This window comes from Microbacterium sp. XT11 (genome assembly GCF_001513675.1).
GTDB lineage: Bacteria > Actinomycetota > Actinomycetes > Actinomycetales > Microbacteriaceae > Microbacterium.
The window spans coordinates 1,016,272-1,033,715 of the sequence record NZ_CP013859.1 but is presented as its reverse complement, the minus strand read 5'-3'; the positions used below and the strand labels follow the sequence as shown (position 1 = coordinate 1,033,715).

General features: G+C 68.8%; 17 protein-coding genes. 9 read left to right on the top strand and 8 right to left on the bottom strand.

The window, feature by feature from the left end; all coding sequences use genetic code 11:
• Nucleotides 1-13: 13 nt before the first annotated feature.
• From AB663_RS04900 to AB663_RS04890, 3 genes are all read right to left on the bottom strand, one after another.
• Entirely contained in the window at nucleotides 14-889 is an 876-nt protein-coding gene (locus AB663_RS04900; RefSeq protein WP_067196338.1) for a carbohydrate ABC transporter permease, read from the bottom strand.
• Nucleotides 886-1,719, bottom strand: a complete 834-nt coding sequence (locus AB663_RS04895; RefSeq protein WP_232304640.1) for a carbohydrate ABC transporter permease — start codon at nucleotides 1,717-1,719, stop codon at nucleotides 886-888. The genes AB663_RS04900 and AB663_RS04895 overlap by 4 nt, the downstream gene beginning before the upstream one ends.
• Before the next feature lie 143 nt (nucleotides 1,720-1,862).
• Nucleotides 1,863-3,101, bottom strand: a complete 1,239-nt coding sequence (locus AB663_RS04890; protein WP_067196335.1) for an ABC transporter substrate-binding protein — start codon at nucleotides 3,099-3,101, stop codon at nucleotides 1,863-1,865.
• 187 nt (nucleotides 3,102-3,288) lie between these two features.
• On the opposite strand from AB663_RS04890, the gene AB663_RS04885 reads away from it, so the two are divergent.
• From AB663_RS04885 to AB663_RS04870, 4 genes are all read left to right on the top strand, one after another.
• Complete coding sequence (locus AB663_RS04885; RefSeq protein ID WP_067196334.1) at nucleotides 3,289-4,458, top strand: ROK family transcriptional regulator; 1,170 nt, start codon at nucleotides 3,289-3,291, stop codon at nucleotides 4,456-4,458.
• Complete coding sequence (locus AB663_RS04880; protein WP_067196332.1) at nucleotides 4,455-5,456, top strand: Gfo/Idh/MocA family protein; 1,002 nt, start codon at nucleotides 4,455-4,457, stop codon at nucleotides 5,454-5,456. The genes AB663_RS04885 and AB663_RS04880 overlap by 4 nt, the downstream gene beginning before the upstream one ends.
• On the top strand, nucleotides 5,453-6,478 hold the full coding sequence (locus AB663_RS04875; protein ID WP_067196330.1) for a Gfo/Idh/MocA family protein: 1,026 nt from the start codon (nucleotides 5,453-5,455) through the stop codon (nucleotides 6,476-6,478). The genes AB663_RS04880 and AB663_RS04875 overlap by 4 nt, the downstream gene beginning before the upstream one ends.
• A gap of 257 nt (nucleotides 6,479-6,735) precedes the next feature.
• Nucleotides 6,736-7,737 (top strand): magnesium and cobalt transport protein CorA, encoded by a 1,002-nt coding sequence (locus AB663_RS04870; RefSeq protein WP_067196328.1) that lies wholly within the window; start codon nucleotides 6,736-6,738, stop codon nucleotides 7,735-7,737.
• 112 nt (nucleotides 7,738-7,849) lie between these two features.
• On the opposite strand, the gene AB663_RS04865 is transcribed toward AB663_RS04870, so the two are convergent.
• Complete coding sequence (locus AB663_RS04865) at nucleotides 7,850-8,311, bottom strand: MarR family winged helix-turn-helix transcriptional regulator (protein ID WP_067196325.1); 462 nt, start codon at nucleotides 8,309-8,311, stop codon at nucleotides 7,850-7,852.
• 94 nt (nucleotides 8,312-8,405) lie between these two features.
• Between AB663_RS04865 and AB663_RS04860 the strand changes: the two genes are divergently transcribed.
• The 5 genes from AB663_RS04860 (at nucleotide 8,406) to AB663_RS04840 (ending at nucleotide 12,238) form a co-directional block, all read left to right on the top strand.
• A complete protein-coding gene (locus AB663_RS04860) occupies nucleotides 8,406-9,863 on the top strand; it encodes an MFS transporter (protein WP_157540884.1) in 1,458 nt (485 codons plus the stop codon).
• A 105-nt stretch (nucleotides 9,864-9,968) separates the two neighbouring features.
• A complete protein-coding gene (locus AB663_RS04855) occupies nucleotides 9,969-10,319 on the top strand; it encodes a PadR family transcriptional regulator (protein ID WP_067196321.1) in 351 nt (116 codons plus the stop codon).
• Nucleotide 10,320: 1 nt separating this feature from the next.
• Nucleotides 10,321-10,692, top strand: coding sequence for a DUF1048 domain-containing protein (locus AB663_RS04850; protein ID WP_067196319.1), 372 nt, complete (start codon nucleotides 10,321-10,323; stop codon nucleotides 10,690-10,692).
• Nucleotides 10,689-11,474, top strand: a complete 786-nt coding sequence (locus AB663_RS04845; RefSeq protein ID WP_067196317.1) for an ABC transporter ATP-binding protein — start codon at nucleotides 10,689-10,691, stop codon at nucleotides 11,472-11,474. The genes AB663_RS04850 and AB663_RS04845 overlap by 4 nt, the downstream gene beginning before the upstream one ends.
• Nucleotides 11,471-12,238 carry an ABC transporter permease gene (locus AB663_RS04840; protein ID WP_067196315.1) on the top strand — a complete coding sequence of 256 codons (768 nt, stop codon included), beginning with the start codon at nucleotides 11,471-11,473 and terminating at the stop codon, nucleotides 12,236-12,238. The genes AB663_RS04845 and AB663_RS04840 overlap by 4 nt, the downstream gene beginning before the upstream one ends.
• A gap of 90 nt (nucleotides 12,239-12,328) precedes the next feature.
• Here the strand turns inward: AB663_RS04840 and AB663_RS04835 are convergent, their stop codons facing one another.
• From AB663_RS04835 to AB663_RS04820, 4 genes are all read right to left on the bottom strand, one after another.
• Nucleotides 12,329-13,789, bottom strand: a complete 1,461-nt coding sequence (locus AB663_RS04835) for a lipase maturation factor family protein (protein WP_067196313.1) — start codon at nucleotides 13,787-13,789, stop codon at nucleotides 12,329-12,331.
• A 155-nt stretch (nucleotides 13,790-13,944) separates the two neighbouring features.
• Complete coding sequence (locus AB663_RS04830; RefSeq protein ID WP_067196311.1) at nucleotides 13,945-14,859, bottom strand: glycine betaine ABC transporter substrate-binding protein; 915 nt, start codon at nucleotides 14,857-14,859, stop codon at nucleotides 13,945-13,947.
• Between the two features lie 48 nt (nucleotides 14,860-14,907).
• Nucleotides 14,908-15,855 (bottom strand): ABC transporter permease, encoded by a 948-nt coding sequence (locus AB663_RS04825; RefSeq protein ID WP_232304639.1) that lies wholly within the window; start codon nucleotides 15,853-15,855, stop codon nucleotides 14,908-14,910.
• Nucleotides 15,855-17,174 carry a quaternary amine ABC transporter ATP-binding protein gene (locus AB663_RS04820; RefSeq protein WP_067196309.1) on the bottom strand — a complete coding sequence of 440 codons (1,320 nt, stop codon included), beginning with the start codon at nucleotides 17,172-17,174 and terminating at the stop codon, nucleotides 15,855-15,857. The genes AB663_RS04825 and AB663_RS04820 overlap by 1 nt, the downstream gene beginning before the upstream one ends.
• Nucleotides 17,175-17,444: the final 270 nt, after the last annotated feature.

The window sequence follows — 17,444 nt, the reverse complement described above, 5'->3', positions numbered from 1 at the left end:
ATGTCCTTCCCTGTCAGCCCTTGATTCCGGTGCCGGCGACACCCTCCTGCACGTACCTCTGGGCGATGAGGTAGGCGAGGAAGATCGGCAGCAGCGCGACGACCGACCCTGCGAGCATGGTGCTCAGCGGGACGTTCTGCTGCTGCAGCGAGGAGATGCCGACGGTGAGTGTGAACATCGCGTTCGACTTCGCGATGATGAGCGGCCAGAGGAAGTCGTTCCAGTGCCACAGGAAGACGAAGATGCCCAGGGTGGCGAGGATCGGCTTGCACAGCGGCAGCACGATGCGGAGGAAGATGCGGAACTCCCCCGCGCCGTCGATGCGCGCGGCCTCGAACAGCTCGTCGGGCAGCCCCTGGATGAACTGACGCATGAGGAACACGGCCTGCGCGTTCGCGAGCGTGGGCAGGATAAGTCCCCAGTAGGTGTCGACGCCGCCGAGGTTCGCCATGAGGATGAAGGTCGGGATGAGCGTGACGTGGAACGGCACCATCACCATGGAGAGGAACGACCAGAACATCACCTCCTTGCCGGCGAAGCGCTTCTTGGCGAAGGCGTATCCGGCCATCGCCGACAGGAAGAGCACGGCGACGACGGAGACGAGCGAGTAGACGAGCGTGTTGCCGAGCCAGCCGAGGATGTTCTGGCCGCCGAGGACCTGCGCGTAGGAGTCGAACGAGATGTCGGTCCACGGGAGCAGGGAGCCGGGCAGCTCGACGACCTTGCCCGGCTTCAGGCTCAGCACGACCATCGCGTAGAAGGGGAAGAAGCTGAGGATGCCGGCGATGCTCAGCCAGATCCAGCGGACGACGACGCCCCACCCCGTGGGCTCGAGCGCGCGGAACGAGCGGTTCCTCGATCGGTTCATCGTCGGGCTCACGGCGGTCATTTCTGCTTTCCGATCACGAGGCGCTGGATCAGCGCGACGACGAGGGTCATGAGGAACAGGGCGACGCCCACGGCCGCCGCGTACCCGTAGTCGAAGTACCGGAAGCCCTGGTCGTAGAGCAGGTAGACGAGCGAGTAGCTCGCGTTGGCGGGGCCGCCCTGGGTCATGACGTAGATGACGTCGAAGACCTGGAAGGCCGCGGTCGTCTCGATGACGGCGAGGAAGAAGATGGTCGGGCGCAGGTGCGGCAGCACGATCCACCGGAAGCGCTGCCACGCGTTGGCGCCGTCGACGAGCGCGGCCTCCTCCAGCTCCCGCGGGATGTCCTGCATGGCGGCGATCATGATCATCATCCCGTAGCCGAACCGCGACCAGACGCCGACGACGACGATGGCCGGGATGACGAGCACGGTGCTGCCGAGCCACGATCCGCCGAGACCCAGCGGAGCCATGACCGCCGACCACGGGCCGGTGCTGGAGAAGATCCACACGAAGATCGAGCCGGCGAGCACGAGCGAGGTGATGACGGGGAGGAAGAAGATCGACCGGAAGAAGCGCGCGCCGCGGAACGCCCTCCGCACGCCGAGCGCCATGACCGTCGACAGCACGAGAGCGATCGGCACCGCGAACACCGTGTAGATCACGGTGGTGCCCATCGCACGCCAGAACAGCGGATCGGCGACGAGCCGCTGGAAGTGGTCGAGCCCTCGCCAGGCGACCTCGCCGCTGATGTCGTAGTCGAAGAAGCTCAGCGCGACGCCGACGATGCTGGGGCCGAAGCGGAACGCGATGAAGAGCAGGAAGGCCGGGAGCACGAAGAGGAACGCCACGCGGGCTTCGCGCCGGGACAGCACCCTGGCGACCCGCCCTGCGGGCCTTCTCTGGCTCGTTGCCGTCGTCATTGGTCGATACCTCGCGGGTCGGGGGGCGGGATGGCGGGGCGCACGACGGTCGGCCGTGCGCCCCGCTCGTGTCACTTGTTCAGCAGGGGCGCCGCGGCGTCCGCCGCGGCGGACAGCGCGTCCTTCGGGGACTTCTGGCCGAGGAGCGCCGCCTGGATCTCGGGAGCGAGCACGCCCATGAGCGCGCGCGAGCTCGTCGCGAGCTCACCGACCGTGGTGTCGGGCACGTACTTCTCGACCTCGCCGAGGAGCGGGTCGTCGGCGTACAGCGGACCCGTGGTGCTCAGCGCGGAGAAGTAGCCGGCCGCCTTCAGGTACGGCTCGACCACGTCGGCACCCGTGGCGAACTCGACGAACTCGGCCGCGGCATCCTGCGCCTTCGACCCCTTCAAGACCGAGAGCGAGCCGACCGTGCCGTAGGCGACGGACTTCTCGTCGGTCAGCGGAGCGAGGACCTTGACGTTCTCCTCGCCCCAGAACGGCTCGACCTCGGTGACCGCGTTGTTCCAGGTGCAGGCGACCTTGCCCTGCGCGATCGCGGTCTGCTCGAGAGGCACGTTGGTCGTGAGCGCCTCGGGATCGAGCGCTCCCGCTTCGGCGAGATCGGTGAGGAACGTCAGCGCCTCTTCGCCCGCCTTGCTGTCGAAGCCGACGCCTCCGTCCGTCGAGTAGACCTCGCCGCCGGCCTGCCAGAGCAGCGGATAGAACGTGAGGTTGAGGGTGTTCTCGGCGGACGCCGGGTAGTTGAGGACGTACATGCCCTTCTCGGTGAACTTCGGGGCGATCTCGGTGATGTCGTCCCACGTCTCGGGGTACTCGGTGACGCCGGCGGCCTCGAAGGCGGCCGCGTTGCACAGCAGGGGCTGAGCGCTGGTGAGGATCGGCGCGCCGAGGATGTCGCCGTCGATGGTGACGGACTCCTTGACGTTCGGCAGGATCTCGTCCTGACGCTCGGTGCTCAGCAGCGAGTTCAGCGGCGCGATCGACTTCTGGTAAGCGGCGAGCTGATCGGGGATGAGGTAGACCACGTCGGGTCCCTTGCCTGCGGCGATCGCCGTCTGGAGCGCTTCGTCGCGATTGGCCCACGGGAAGATCTCGTAGTCGACCGTGATGTCGTCGTGCTTCTTCTCGAAGTCGGCGATCGTGGTGTCCCAGAAGTCCTTGTGCACCGCTTCGTCGGCGATGACCGGGTAGAGCCAGACCGTGATGTGCTTCGTGCCTTCGGCGGCGTCTCCGCCCGCCGAGCATCCGGCCAACAGCGTGGCGGCCGCGACGCCCGCGGTGACGCCGATGAACTTACTGACGCGCATGGTGCTCCTTTGCTCATACCGTGCTGAGTACGGTTTATTATGACATTGAAGTGGGATAATTCGTCAAGTACACCGTCTCATCGCTTTGTTACACGCGTGTTTCTCGCAGGAAAACAACGCCTGTGATCTAAAAATCGAGTGTGCTATTTTGATCGAAACCTGCGACAGCGAGAAGGAAGGTCCGCACATGGCCGTGCCAGCGCCCTTGTCGATCGTCGCGCGTTCCGCGCTCCACCTGCGCGACGTCGGACCAGCCACGGTCAGCGAGCTGTCACGGTCGCTGGAGGTCTCCCGCACCTCTGTCGAGACCGCCGTCGGCGTCCTCACCCAGGCGGGGCTCGTCGCCGACGCCCCCCTCGTCCCCGGCGGGGGAGCGGGACGCCCGGCCCGCCGCTACGCCTTCCAGTCGGATGCCGGAGCCGTCGTCGGCGTCGACATCGGCGTCGCCAGCATCCGCGTGGTCGTCTCCGACCTGGGCGGTGCCGTCGTCGCCCAGCGCACCTTCGACGGCGTCGCCGGACGCCCGGACGGGCCTGCCAAGCTCGCCGCCGTCATCGACGACATCCGCCGCACGCTCGCCGACGCGAGCATCCCCGCCTCGCGCGTGCGGACGATCGGCGTCTCGCTCCCCGGCATCGTCGACGACGCCGGGAGGGTCACAGCATCCGTCGTCATCCCCGAGTGGTCGGGCATCGACATCGGTTCGCAGCTGCGGCACGCCTTCGGATGCCCCGTCGCGGTCGACAACGGCGTCCGCCTCGCCGCCGTGGCCGAGCACCACCTGGGGGTCGCGCAGCTCGTCGACGACGTCGTGTACCTCTCGGTCGGCAACCGCATCGCGATGGGCCTCATCCTGGGCGGCCAGCCGCGGCGCGGCATCCACAACGCCGCCGGCGACATCGGCCGCCTCGCGTTCCGCGGGATCAGCAACGAGACCGGCCAGCTCCTGTGGCGCACGGCACCCACCGCCGCCGAGGTGTTCGCCCTCGCGCGCGGCGGGGACCGCGACGCGCAGGCCGAGCTCGACGCCTTCATCGAAGAGCTCTCGCACGGCATCGCGATGCTCATCATGACGGTCGACCCGGCGATGGTGGTGATCGGCGGCGGCCTGTCCGAGGCCCATGAGCGGCTGCTCGACCCGCTTCGTGAGGCGCTCCCCCGCCACATCCGTCTGCCGTTCCAGGTGCCGCTGACCGAAGCGCGGCTCGGCGCCGAGGCCGCAGCGCACGGAGCCCTGGTGCATGCGTTCCGCCGCCACCCCGGCGAGGTCTACGGCCTCGACGACATGCCAGTTCCCCCGATCACGCCGCTGCCGCACGACGCCGCAGCACCAGATACCACCGAGGAGAAGAAGTGAGCACGCTGAAGGTCGGACTCATCGGCGCAGGGGGCATCTCCCGCGTGCACGCCGACGCGTGGCGCGCACTCGGCGCCGAGGGGTTCGTGACGTCGCTCGAAGGCGCAGACGAGATCGCCGCCGAGTACGGTTTCACCGAGGTCGCCGACGTCGACACCCTGATCGACCGCGTCGACGTGGTCGACATCGTCACGCCGAGCAGCACGCACGCCGACTTCGCCCTCCGCGCCATCGCCCGAGGCCGGCACGTCGTGTGCGAGAAGCCGCTCGCCCCCACCGCCGCGGATGCCGCGGCCGTCGCGCGCGCCGCCGATGCCGCCGGGGTGCGGCTGTTCCCCGCGCACGTGGTGCGGTACATGGGCGAGTACCGCAAGATCAAGGAGACCATCGACGCAGGGCGCATCGGCACCGTGGCAGTGCAGCGCTTCAGCAGAGCGGGATCGGCCCCGCTCACGCCGTGGTTCTTCCGCGAGAGCACGGGAGGAGGCGTGGTGCGCGATCTCATGATCCACGACATCGACCAGGCGATGTGGTTCGCCGGCCCTGTCGCCCAGGTGTTCGCGGTGCAGAACCCGCCGACCGTCGACGACCGCGTGCCTGCGCCCGTGACGTCTCACGTCGTGCTCACCCACCGCAGCGGCGTCATCAGCCACATCCACGGCAGCTGGGTGGCGGCGGGCATGCCGTTCCGCACGAGCGTCGAGGTCGCAGGCTCCGCCGGGCGCGTGCGCTACGACAGCGCAGAAGACCTCTCGCTGCGCACGGATGCCGTCGCCGCCCCCGGCTCCCCCGACTACCTGCCGCCGATGTCGCCGCAGGAGAGTCCGTACTACGCCGAGATCGCCGACTTCGTCACCGCCATCGCGGAGGGCCGCGACGCCCTCGTCACTCCGCGCGACGGCATCGACGCGGTGGCCGTGGCCGAGGCGGCGTACGCGTCGATCGCCGCCGGGGCCCCCGTATCGCTGACCGCCGAGGCCGAGGAGGACCCCCGATGAACACCCCCGCACCCCTGCGGATCGCCGTGCTGTCGTTCGCGCACACGCACGCCCTCAGCTACGTCAGCGCGCTCACGGCGATGCCGGGCGTCGAGGTGATCGCGGCCGACCCCGACGGCGCGGCCGCCCCCGACGACGCCCCGCGCGGCGCCGCTCTGGCCGCCGAGCTCGGTGTCGCCTACGTCGACACGTACGACGAGGCGTTCGCGTGGGGACCGGACGCGGTGGTCGTCACCGCCGAGAATGCGCGGCACCGCGAGCTGGTCGAACGCGCGGCGGCGGCCGGAGCGCACGTGCTGTGCGAGAAGCCCCTGGCCACCACGGTCGACGACGCCGTCGCGATGCGCGAGGCGTGCGAGCGCGCCGGCGTGATCCTCATGGTGGCGTACCCCGTTCGGTTCGCCCCGGTCGTGCGCGACGCCGTGGCCCAGCTGCGCAGCGGCCGGCTGGGGCGCGTGCTGGGCGTCACCGGCGTGAACAACGGCAAGCTGCCGCAGGACAGGGCGTGGTTCACCGACCCCGCGCTCGCCGGCGGCGGGGCGCTCGTCGATCACGTGGTGCACTGCGCCGACCTGCTCGACGAGCTGCTCGGAGAACGCGCGGCCTCGGTGCGCGCCGTGTCGAACAGCATCCTGCACGGGCATCGCGACCTCCAGGTCGAGACGGGCGGGCTCGTCACCGTGCAGTACCCCTCGGGTGTGATCGCCACCATCGACTGTTCGTGGAGCTGGCCGATGAGCTCGGCGACCTGGGGAGGCGTGACGCTGCAGATCGTCGCCGAGCACGGCACCCTCACGGTGAGCCCGTTCGCGAAGGGGGTCGCCGGTCACGACGCCCAGGGCGAGACGTGGGATCCGGTGGGCGCAGACCTCGACGCCCTCCTGCTCGACGAGTTCGTCGCCGCCGTGCGCGAGGGGCGGCAGCCGCAGCCCGACGCCGGAGTCGGCATCCGCACCGTCGAGATCGTGAAGGCCGCGCAGGCGTCGGCCGCGCGAGGCGGCGAGGTCGTCGCGCTCCCCTGACTCGCCCAGACGAACAGGAGTATGCTGGTCTATCGGGTCCGGCGACCCCCGAGTGCGCGAAAGGCGGTGATGGCGATGTCCGGTGATAGTCACGACGCCGCCTTCGCTGCGTCGCGCACGGCCTCGCGTTGAGCATCCGCTCCGCGATCCCGCAGGCCTGATCTTCCGCAGCCGTCGGCGGCGTCCTCCGCACCCCCGATGGATTCGCGCACCCGGCACGACGACGCCGTGTGCGCCCGCGAGAACGGAGCCGCATCATGGCGCTCATCGACAACGGCGTGTACGTCCAGGGACGCCGAGTGGAGACCCCGAAGAACCTCGACGAGACCTACCGCATCCTCGACGCGGTCGGAGGCATCGCGTGGATCGGCCTGTACCGGCCGAGTCCGCAGGAGGTGCACTCGGTCGCGCGCGAGTTCGACCTGCATCCGCTGGCCGTCGAAGATGCGCTGTCCGGGCACCAGCGCTCCAAGGTCGAGCGCTACGGCGACACCCTGTTCGCGGTGCTGCGGCCCGCCCGCTACCGCGACGAGCAGGAGTCGGTCGAGTTCGGCGAGCTGCACCTCTTCATCGGCCCCGACTTCGTGGTCACGATCCGGCACGCCGAATCGCCGAACCTCGCCGCGGTCCGACGCCGCATGGAGGCGAACCCTGAACTGCTCGCGATGGGCCCGGAGGCCGTGCTCTACGCGATCCTCGACGAGGTCGTCGACGAGTACGAGCCCATCGTCGCAGGGCTCGAGAACGACATCGACGAGATCGAGGACCAGCTGTTCGGCGACAGCGACGACGACGCGCTCTCCCGCCGCATCTACGAGCTCTCGCGCGAGGTCATCAACTTCCAGCGGGCGGTGCACCCGCTCACCGGGATGCTGGAGTGGCTGCGGCGCGGCTCGGACAAGTACCGCATCGACGAGGAGCTGCAGCGGTCGCTGCGCGACGTGCTCGACCACACCATCCGGGTCAACGAGCGCGTCGACTCGTTCCGCGCGATCCTCGAGAACGCGCTGACCGTGCAGTCGGCCCTCGTCGCGCGGCGGCACTCCGAGGCCGGGCTCGCGCAGAACGACGAGATCAAGAAGATCTCCTCGTGGGCCGCGATCATCTTCGCGCCCACGCTCGTCGGCACGGTCTACGGCATGAACTTCGAGGTCATGCCGGAGCTGAAGTGGACCTACGGTTACCCCCTCGCGATCGGCGCGATGGCCGCCTTCGCCGTCGGCCTGTACGGGGTCTTCAAGTACAAGCGCTGGCTTTGAGCGCCGTCCCCGCGGAGGCGCGGAGCGGATGCAGGAGCGCGGAGGGACGCTCGGGAGCGCGGCGGGGTCAGGTCAGGCCCGGGATCAGGTCAGGGTCAGGCCCGGGATCAGGTCAGGGTCGGGGCGGGGTCGCGGCAGCCGACACGGCCTCGAAGTACCGGGCGACGGTCTCGAGCTCCGCGACGGTGAACTGCTCGTGCGCGCGCTCGACCTGGGCCGTGACGTCGGCGTAAGGGTCGCCCTGCTCGCCTGAGGCGAAGCGCTCGAACGCATCAGGGCGCGGGTGCAGCACGACCCGGCGCCGGTCGGCAGGATCGGCGGCGCGCTGCAGGAACCCCTCGCGCTCCAGCCGGTCGATCACGCGCGTGGTCGTGCTGGTCGGCAGCTCGGTGCGCTGGCTCAGCTCCCCCGCCGTGAGCGGACGCCCCGCGCGGACCAGCACGCCGAACGCCTGAAGGTCGACGACGCTGAGCCCGAGCGACCGTGCGATGCGCTCGTTCGTGAGCACGGCATCCGCGATGAACACCTGCATGAGGTCGAGGAGGCGTCGCGTGACGTCGGCCTTGCTTGACATGGAGGACCCCCAGTCATATTCTCTCCGTCGTGGGATCTTCCCACTTTGGGAATATCTCATTCCTGAGACACCTCATTCTAGAAGGGGGCCTCGCATGGCCGACACCTCTCGCCGCGGCCTGGCCGTCGGCATCCTGCTCTTCGCCTCGTTCATGGACCTGCTCGATGCGACGATCGTGCAGGTCGCACTCCCCGCCATCGGCCAGGGTCTCGACGCCCGCGATGCGGAGCTGGAGTGGATCGTCTCCGGCTACATGCTGGCGTTCGCGGTCGCGCTCATCACCGGCGGCCGGCTCGGCGACATCTTCGGCCGCAGGCGCCTCTTCCTCGTCGGCATCGTCGGCTTCACACTTGCATCGGCAGCGGGAGCCGCCGCGTGGTCGGGCCCGCCTCTCGTCACCTTCCGCGTGATCCAGGGACTCTTCGCCGCGCTCATGGTGCCGCAGCTGCTGGCGACCGTGCAGGCCCTCTACACGCCACGCGAGCGCACGCCCGTCTACGGCATCATCGGCGCCGTCAGCGGAATCGCCGCCGTCGTCGGCCCGATCCTCGGCGGCTGGCTCGTCGACGCCGACCTGCTCGGGCTCGGCTGGCGTTCGATCCTGCTCATCAACGTCCCCGTCGGCGTGGTCATCTACGCGATCGCCGTGCGCAGCGTGCCCGAGACCCGCTCCGACCGTCCCCTTCGCACCGATCTCACCGGCGTCGCGCTGCTCACCGCCGCACTGCTGTGCCTGATGATCCCGCTCATCGAGGGGCGGACTCTCGAGTGGCCCGCGTGGCTGTGGGCCCTCGACGCGACAGGCGTCGCGCTGCTCGTGCTGTTCGTCGCCCACGCACGCCGCCGGGCGGCACGAGACGGCTCGGCCCTGCTGCCGCTGCCGCTGTTCCGCAACCGCGGCTTCTCGGCCGGACTCGTCACGCAGGCGATGTTCCAGGGCGCGATGAACGCGTTCACGCTGCCGTTCATCCTCTACCTGCAGCTCGCGCTCGGCTTCGACGCCCTCGCCGCCGGACTCAACCTGCTCGCCTTCAGCATCGGGGCCATGATCGGCACGGGGATCGCCGTGCCGATGACCACCAAGCTCGGCAAGATCATGATCGTCATCGGATGCGTGCTCATGGCCGCCGGCATCGCGTGGACATTCGCCGTGCTGTCGGCAGACGGCGCAGGCTTCGGCGGATGGACGGCGGCGCCCGCGATGCTCACGGCCGGCGTAGGGCTCTCGCTCATCATCATCCCGCTCATCGACGTCGCCCTCGCGACCGTGCCGGTGTCTGATGCCGGCGCCGCCTCCGGCACGTACAGCACATTCCAGCAGCTCGGGGCCGCAGCCGGCATCGCCGTGTCGACCACGGTGTTCTTCGGCGTCGTGAACGGCGAGTGGACGCAGCCGCGCGTGCTCGACGCCCTCGGAGCCTCGGTGGTCGTGGCGCTGATCGGGCTCGGTGTCGCGGCCGCCGCGGCCCTGCTTCTTCCCGGCATCCGGGCCGTCCGCGCCCATCTCGAAGCCGAGCGCGAGCAGATCACGGAGGCCAGTCCGGGGCGGTGAACGCCGACACGGGAACTTCTTCAGTATTCGGTGTTGCTGAGTAGCGGTACCTAGTGTTACTTTGTACCGGTACTCAACAACACCAAGTAGTGAATGGAGGGTCCGATGGGCAAGCAGATGACCGAGATGCTCAAGGGCACGCTCGAGGGCATCGTCCTCGCGCTCCTGGCGGAGCAGCCGGCGTACGGATACGAGATCACCGCCAGACTGCGCGACCACGGATTCACCGACATCGCCGAGGGCACGATCTACGCCCTGCTCGTCCGTATCGAGCAGAAGAGCCTCGTCGACGTCGAGAAGGTGCCGAGTGAGAAGGGTCCGCCCCGCAAGGTGTACTCCCTCAACGCGCAGGGCGCCGCCGAGCTCGAGGAGTTCTGGAAGACCTGGGACTTCCTCGTGCAGCACATCGAGAAGCTGAACACCCACAAGACCGACACCACGTCGAAGGAGAACTGACATGGCCGCCAAATGGATCGAGATGATCACCGGGCCGCTCGACCAGAAGAAGCAGTACCGCGAGGCGAAGAAGCGCATCGAGGCTCTCCCTGAGCCTTACCGCGGGGTCGCGACCGCACAGCACCGCTACTACCTCGTGTACGGAGGCGTCACCGACGGCGACACCCTCGTGCAGATGTTCACCGACCTCGCCGACCTGTGGGAGCGCGCCGCGATCGACGGCACCCCCGTCGGCGCCATCGTCGGCGACGACCCCGTGGAGTTCACCGAGACCTTCGCCGAGTCGTACGGCGGCAAGCGCTGGATCGACAAGGAGCGCACGAAGCTCATCGCAGCCGTCGACGAGGCCATCGGAAAGGAAGGACGACCATGACCACCCCCGCCATCTCGGTGCGCGGCATCGAGAAGTCCTACAAGGACCTGCACGTGCTGCGCGGCGTCGACTTCGAGGTCGAGAAGGGCTCGATCTTCGCCCTGCTCGGCTCGAACGGCGCCGGCAAGACCACCATGGTGCGCATCCTGTCGACGCTGCTCACACCGGATGCCGGTACGGCGTCGGTGCAGGGGCACGATGTCACAGCCGACCCGCTGAAGGTGCGCGAGTCGATTAGCCTCACCGGCCAGTTCGCCGCGGTCGACGAGGTGCTCACCGGGCGCGAGAACCTCGTGCTCGTGGCGAAGCTGCGGCATCTGCCCGACCCCGGCGCGATCGCCGACCGGCTGCTCGCGACCTTCCGGCTCACGGATGCCGGTGGCCGCAAGGCCGGCACGTACTCCGGCGGCATGCGGCGCCGGCTCGACATCGCGATGAGCCTGGTCGGCGACCCCGAGGTCATCTACCTCGACGAGCCGACGACGGGCCTCGACCCCGAGGCGCGCATCGAGGTGTGGGAGGTCGTGAAGCAGCTGGCGAGCTCCGGCACCACGGTGCTGCTCACCACTCAGTACCTCGACGAGGCCGAGCAGCTTGCCGACCGCATCGCGATCCTGCACCAGGGCCGCATCATCGCCGACGGCACGCTCGCCGAGCTCAAGGCGCTGCTGCCGGCGGCGAAGGTCGAGTACGTCGAGAAGCAGCCGAGCCTGGAAGAGATCTTCCTCACCCTCGTCGGACCCGGTTCCGACCCTGAAACCCAGAAGGAGCGCGCAGCATGACCACGCACGTCATCGCCGACACGGCGACACTCACCGGCCGCTCCCTGCGGCACATCTTCCGCAGCGCGGACACCATCATCACGACCGCGGTCACCCCGATCGCCCTGATGCTGCTGTTCGTGTACGTGTTCGGCGGCGCACTGCGTCAGAGCACGGGCGCGGAGAACTACGTCAACTACCTGCTCCCCGGCATCCTGCTCATCGCGATCGCGTCGGGGATCGCCTACACGGCGTTCCGGCTGTTCACCGACTTGCAGAGCGGCATCTTCGAGCGGTTCCACTCCATGCCGATCGCGCGGTCGAGCGTGCTGTGGGCGCACGTGATCACGTCGCTCGTCGCGAACGCGATCACGCTGGCGATCATCTTCGCGGTGGGATTCCTCATGGGGTTCCGCACCGGCGCAGGCGTGCTGGCGTGGCTTGGCGCCATCGGCATCCTGCTGCTGTTCACGCTGGCGCTCACGTGGCTGGCGATCATCGCGGGGCTCAGCGCGAAGACCGTCGACGGAGCGAGCGCGTTCTCGTACCCGCTCATCTTCCTGCCGTTCATCAGCTCGGCGTTCGTGCCGACCGACACCATGCCGGGCCCGGTGCGGTGGTTCGCCGAGAACCAGCCGGTGACCTCGATCGTCAACACGATCCAGGCGCTGTTCGCCGAGCAGCCGGTCGGCTCCGACATCTGGGTGGCGCTGGCGTGGTGCGTCGGCATCCTCGTGGTGGCTTACATGCTGGCGATGCTCTCGTACCGCAAGCGGATCCGGTGATCGCACCGAGTGAGACGGAACGCTCCGTCCGGGCTCTCCCCGGCCGGGGCGTTTCGCCGCGCTCGGACGAGGAGGGGACGATCACCCGCGTCACCGCAGTCCCACGGGCCCGAGGATCACGCGTCGGCCCGTGCGCACCCATCTGACCCCGTCCGCTCTGCGCTCGGCGCGTGTCGCGAATCGATACCGATACGACACGACGCGCACCATGCGCGGCTGCTCTCCGTGGAAGGGGTCGACGCGCAGCAGCGCCAGCGTCGGAGCATCCGCTTCGAGCAGCCGCACGAGGAACGCCGTGAACCAGTCGTCGAGCGATCGCCCCAGCGGGAGGAACCACATCAGCCAGTCGAGTCGCAGGTGGTACGGCGCGAACTGGCGGGGGATGCGGTGCACGTCGCCGGGCTTGCCCTTGAACTCGTACTCGCGCCACTCGGAGCCGTTGTCATCGGGCGAGCCCTCGACCACGTACTCGATGCGCTCCTTCGTGACGGTGCCGAAGGCGCCGTAGGCGTTCGCGAGCTGCCACCGGTTGAAGCTGGCATTCATGAGCTGGCGCCGGGCGAAGAGGTTGCGCAGCGCGGGCCAGCTGAGCACGACGTAGAGCAGGCCGACGGCGCACGTGATGACGAACCAGTACAGCGGGATGCCGGGCCAGTCGGCGCCGCGGTCGGACGGTGCCCCGACGCCAGGAATCGAGACCGCCGAGAACGCGATGACGATGGTCGCCCAGTTGAGCCACGCGAAGTTGCCGGTGAGCACGAGCCAGGCCTGCGTCGCGATCACGATCGCCGCGGCGACGGTCCCCACGATCTGCGGCACAGGGCCGGGCACCCACAGCGACAGGATCGGCGCGAAGAGGAAGAACGGCACGACCAGCTGCGCGAAGTGATTGCCGAGCACCTCCCCGCGATGGAACCACCTCGGCAGCAGGTGGGCCTGACGGCTGAGCGGACCGGGCATCGGCTGTGTCTCGTGGTGGTACATGAGCGCCGTGAGGTCGCGCCATTCGCGGCCTCCGCGGATCTTGATCATGCCAGCGCCGAACTCCAGCCGGAACAGCAGCCACCAGAACAGCACGATCACGACGGTCGGCGGCGGCTGGTCGCGTGAGCCGAGGAAGGCCGCCAGGAAGCCGCATTCGAGCAGCAGCGTCTCCCACCCGAAGGAGTAGAACGTCTGCCCGATGCTGACGATCGACATGTACCCGAGCCACAACGCGAGGAAGCAGATCATGGGCACCCACGGCGGGGCGAGCTGCGGAAGGCCGACGACGAGCAGCGCGGCCACGGCGATGCCGCACCAGCACAGAGCGACGAGGCGACGGTCGGTGTAACGGATGCGGCGGAACAGCGTCGGATGCAGCATCCGCCGGCGGGAGTCGGAGGCGGCCACCCACTCCAGCAGTGCCGGTGCGGGGAGAAGGCCGCGCTCGCCGAGCAGCGGGCGGAACTGGTTGAGCGTCGAGAGGAACGCGACGAGGTACAGCGCCGCGATGCCCCGCTGGAGCGCCTCGCGGGCGAACCCGAAGTCGACCGCAGCGAACCCGTCCACACCGACAGGCTACGCCCGCCGCCGTCTCGCCGGGTGCCCGTTGCACACCGCCGCCCTTTGGCCTAGCGACACGAACCGGGGCCGACACCCACCGGTCGGACGAGACGTGCATCCCGTCCGACATCTGGCGAGTCGGCCCCAGATGTGTATACGGGTTACTCGACGATCCAGTCGAACTGGTCGCCGTTCTCCTCGATCCACTTGTCGACGGCCTCGGCCGGCTTGCCCTTGTACTCCTCGCTGGTCACGAGGCCCTCGAGCGCGCCGTACTGCTCGTCGTTCAGCGTGATCTTGCCGAACAGCTCGGCGGCCTCGGGGAACTCGTCGCTGACACCGGCGTGCGCGATGAAGTTCAGCGTCTCGGGCTTGCCCATGGCGCCCTTCGGGTCTTCGAGGTCCTTCATGTCCCAGCTGTTGTACGCCCAGAACGGCCGCCACAGCGTAACGACGATGTCCTCCTCGGCGGCGTAGGCGGTGTCGAGCTCGGCGAGCATGCCCGCGGTCGACGAGGTGAGCAGCTCGTACTCGCCGTCGAGACCGTACTCGGGCATCATCGAGTCCTTCGTCACACCCGTCAGGCCCGCACCCGGCTCGATGCCGACGATCTTGCCGCCGAACCGGTCGGCCTGGCCTGCGAGGTCCTCGATCGAGTCGATGTCGTCCATGTACGACGGTACGGCGATGGTGAGCACCGCGCCGTCGTAGTACGCGCCGAGGTCCTCCAGGTCGTCGCCGTAGGTTTCCATGTACTCCTTGTGGGTGACCTGGGGCCACGCCGAGGGATACACGTCGAAGTCGCCCCTGGCGAGGCCGGTGAACAGCGGGCCCGCCTCGGTCATCTCCTCCATCTCGACCGTGTAGCCGAGCTTCTCGAGCTGGTCCTGCGCGAGGTAGGCCATGCTGAGGCCGTCGGTCCAGCTGGGCAGGTAGCCGAGGGTGATGGTGCCCTTGTCACCGTTGTCGCCGTCGCCTCCCGCGGCTCCGTCGTCGCCGCTCGCGCAGCCCGCGAGGGCGAGGGATGCGGCGGCAGCGAGTGCCACCCCTGCTGTGATGTGCCGGAACTTCTTCATGGTGCGTCCTTTCGTATGTTCTCGTGCGTTTCGTATGGGTACTGTGAGTCAGACGGCGACCGGCTGCGCCGCGGCATCCGCGATCGCCTGGCGGCGCGCGTTGCGGCGCCGGGCGAGCATGCCCAGGAGCGACGACGGGTGATCGCTCGGCGTTCCCAGCGCCGCGGTGACGCGGTCGAGGAAGACCGCGATGAACACGACGCCGAGCCCGGCCTCGACGCCCTGCGGGATGTTGATGGTCGCCAGCGCCGCGGCGACCTCCTTGCCGAGACCGTTGGCACCGCCGATGCCGGCGATGACCGCCATCGACAGCGCGAGCATGATGACCTGGTTGATGCCGGCCATGATCGTCGGCATGGCCAGCGGCAGCTGGATGCCGCGCAGGATCTGCCCCGGTGCAGCGCCGAAGGCGTGGCCGGCCTCAACGGTCTCGGAGTCGACACCGCGGATGCCGAGCTCGGTCAGCCGCACGCCGGGAGGCAGCGAGAAGATCACGGTCGCGATGACGCCGGGCACGAAGCCGACGCCGAAGAACACGATCACCGGGATCAGGTACACCATCGACGGCATCGTCTGCATGAAGTCGAGCACGGGCTTCACGATCGCGCTGACCCTGTCGTTGCGCGCAGCCCAGATGCCGAGCGGCACCGAGATCGCCACCGTCACCAGCGCCGCGACGAGCACGAGCGCGAGCGTCTCCATGGCGTGATCCCACTGGTCCATGCCGACGATGAGCGCGAACGTCACGGCCGTGCCCACCGCGAGCTGCCACGAACGCAGCAGCCAGGCGATCGCCGCGAACAGCACGATCATGAGGGGCGCGGGGAGGAAGTTCAGCACGTCGGCGAGCCCCTCGACGAGGAAGCCGACGACGTTCGAGACGACGTCGAGCAGGATCTTCAGGTTGTCGCGGATCCAGTCGACGACGAACTTCGCCGCGTCTCCGACGGGGATGCGGAAGCCGTCCGCCATCGGGGCGATGTTGAGCGCGGGCATCAGCGGTTCCCTCCCTCGATCTGCGGCGCCGCGGCGGGCTGCGCCTCGGCCTCCGCCGCCACCTCCGCTTCGCCGAGCACGGCGTCGATCTCGGCCTGCGGCATCGGCAGCAGAGGCAGGGTGAGCTCGCCGGTCGCGCCGGGTCCGGGGCCGAGCGCCGCCAGCAGCGTGACACGCGGGATCACGCCGACCAGGCGGCCGGCGGCATCCGTCACGGCCAGGGGCACGGGCGATTCGATGGACGGGATGAAGAGGTTCATGAGCACCTCGTCCTCGTTCACCGCGAGGGGCACCGGCTTGAGGATCGAGTCGAGGGTGGTCACGCCCTTGCGCACGAGCTTGACCGCGTCGCGGTCGGTCACGATGCCGACCAGCTGGCGGTCGCGGCCGACCACGTACGTCGCCGACATCGAGGAATCACGCATCTGCCGCAGAGCCGTGCGGGGTCCTGCCGTGTGCGCCACCACCGGGCGCGGACGCTCCATGACGTTCGCGGCCGTGAGCACGCGGGCACGGTCGACGTCTTGCACGAACTGCTCGACGTAGTCGTTGGCCGGGTCGGTGAGGATGTCTTCCGGCGTGCCGATCTGCACGATGCGGCCGTCGCGCATCACGGCGATGCGGTCGCCGAGGAACATCGCCTCGTTGAGGTCGTGCGTGATGAACACGATGGTCTTGTGCAGCTTCTGCTGCAGCTCGAGCAGCTGCTCCTGCATCTCCCGGCGGATCAGCGGGTCGAGCGCGCTGAACGCCTCGTCCATGAGCAGGATGTCGGTGTCGGCTGCGAGCGCGCGGGCGATGCCGACGCGCTGCTGCATGCCGCCCGAAAGCTCACTGGGCAGCTTGTCGCCGAGACCGGCGAGGCCGACCAGCGACAGGATCTCGTCGGCCTTCGCCAGGCGCTGGGCCTTGGGCACGCCCTTGAGCTCGAGCGGATAGGCGACATTCGCGGCGACCGTACGATGCGGCAGCAGGGCGAAGTGCTGGAACACCATCGAGATGCGGTCACGGCGGATCTCGCGGAGCTTCGACGCGGGGATGCCGGTGATGGGGTCGCCGACGACGACTACGCTCCCGTCGGTCGCCTCGTGGAGACCGTTGAGCATGCGGATGATGGTGGACTTGCCGGAGCCCGAGAGCCCCATGATCACGAAGATCTCACCGCGGTTCACGGTGAAGCTGGCGTCGATCACGGCGGCGGTGCCGGCATCGGCGACCTCGCCCCGGTTCTGTCCTGCTTTCAGGCGCCGTACGACCTGATTCGGGTTCCTCCCGAACACCTTGTACAGATGGCGCGCTTCGAGTGCGATTTCGGACACGTCTCCCCCACGGCTCACCTCGTGGGCGAGCCCGCTTCGGTTACGCCCGGGTGATGTTCACGGGGCCGTTTCGAGGGCAGTGCTGTGGCGGCGCAGGCGGCGGATTTCGGATCCACCGCAGAGAACATCGACCGTACGCCCACGCCTCTTCGCAGCACAGCAGATCGAAAGAAGGACGCGGCCGCGGACTGGTCTTGGGGCCGTGAGGCCCACAGACCAACCTAACGAAATGGCCGGTCAGGGGCAAATCCGTAACGCTGAGCCTCGTTC

Bases quoted from the DNA above. Each gene is read 5' to 3' on its own strand.
- AB663_RS04900 (WP_067196338.1), bottom strand. From the start codon at position 889: ATGACCGCCGTGAGCCCGACGATGAACCGATCGAGGAACCGCTCGTTC.
- AB663_RS04890 (WP_067196335.1), bottom strand. From the start codon at position 3,101: ATGCGCGTCAGTAAGTTCATCGGCGTCACCGCGGGCGTCGCGGCCGCC.
- AB663_RS04885 (WP_067196334.1), top strand. From the start codon at position 3,289: ATGGCCGTGCCAGCGCCCTTGTCGATCGTCGCGCGTTCCGCGCTCCAC.
- AB663_RS04875 (WP_067196330.1), top strand. From the start codon at position 5,453: ATGAACACCCCCGCACCCCTGCGGATCGCCGTGCTGTCGTTCGCGCAC.
- AB663_RS04870 (WP_067196328.1), top strand. From the start codon at position 6,736: ATGGCGCTCATCGACAACGGCGTGTACGTCCAGGGACGCCGAGTGGAG.
- AB663_RS04865 (WP_067196325.1), bottom strand. From the start codon at position 8,311: ATGTCAAGCAAGGCCGACGTCACGCGACGCCTCCTCGACCTCATGCAG.
- AB663_RS04860 (WP_157540884.1), top strand. From the start codon at position 8,406: ATGGCCGACACCTCTCGCCGCGGCCTGGCCGTCGGCATCCTGCTCTTC.
- AB663_RS04855 (WP_067196321.1), top strand. From the start codon at position 9,969: ATGGGCAAGCAGATGACCGAGATGCTCAAGGGCACGCTCGAGGGCATC.
- AB663_RS04850 (WP_067196319.1), top strand. From the start codon at position 10,321: ATGGCCGCCAAATGGATCGAGATGATCACCGGGCCGCTCGACCAGAAG.
- AB663_RS04845 (WP_067196317.1), top strand. From the start codon at position 10,689: ATGACCACCCCCGCCATCTCGGTGCGCGGCATCGAGAAGTCCTACAAG.
- AB663_RS04840 (WP_067196315.1), top strand. From the start codon at position 11,471: ATGACCACGCACGTCATCGCCGACACGGCGACACTCACCGGCCGCTCC.
- AB663_RS04830 (WP_067196311.1), bottom strand. From the start codon at position 14,859: ATGAAGAAGTTCCGGCACATCACAGCAGGGGTGGCACTCGCTGCCGCC.
- AB663_RS04825 (WP_232304639.1), bottom strand. From the start codon at position 15,855: ATGCCCGCGCTCAACATCGCCCCGATGGCGGACGGCTTCCGCATCCCC.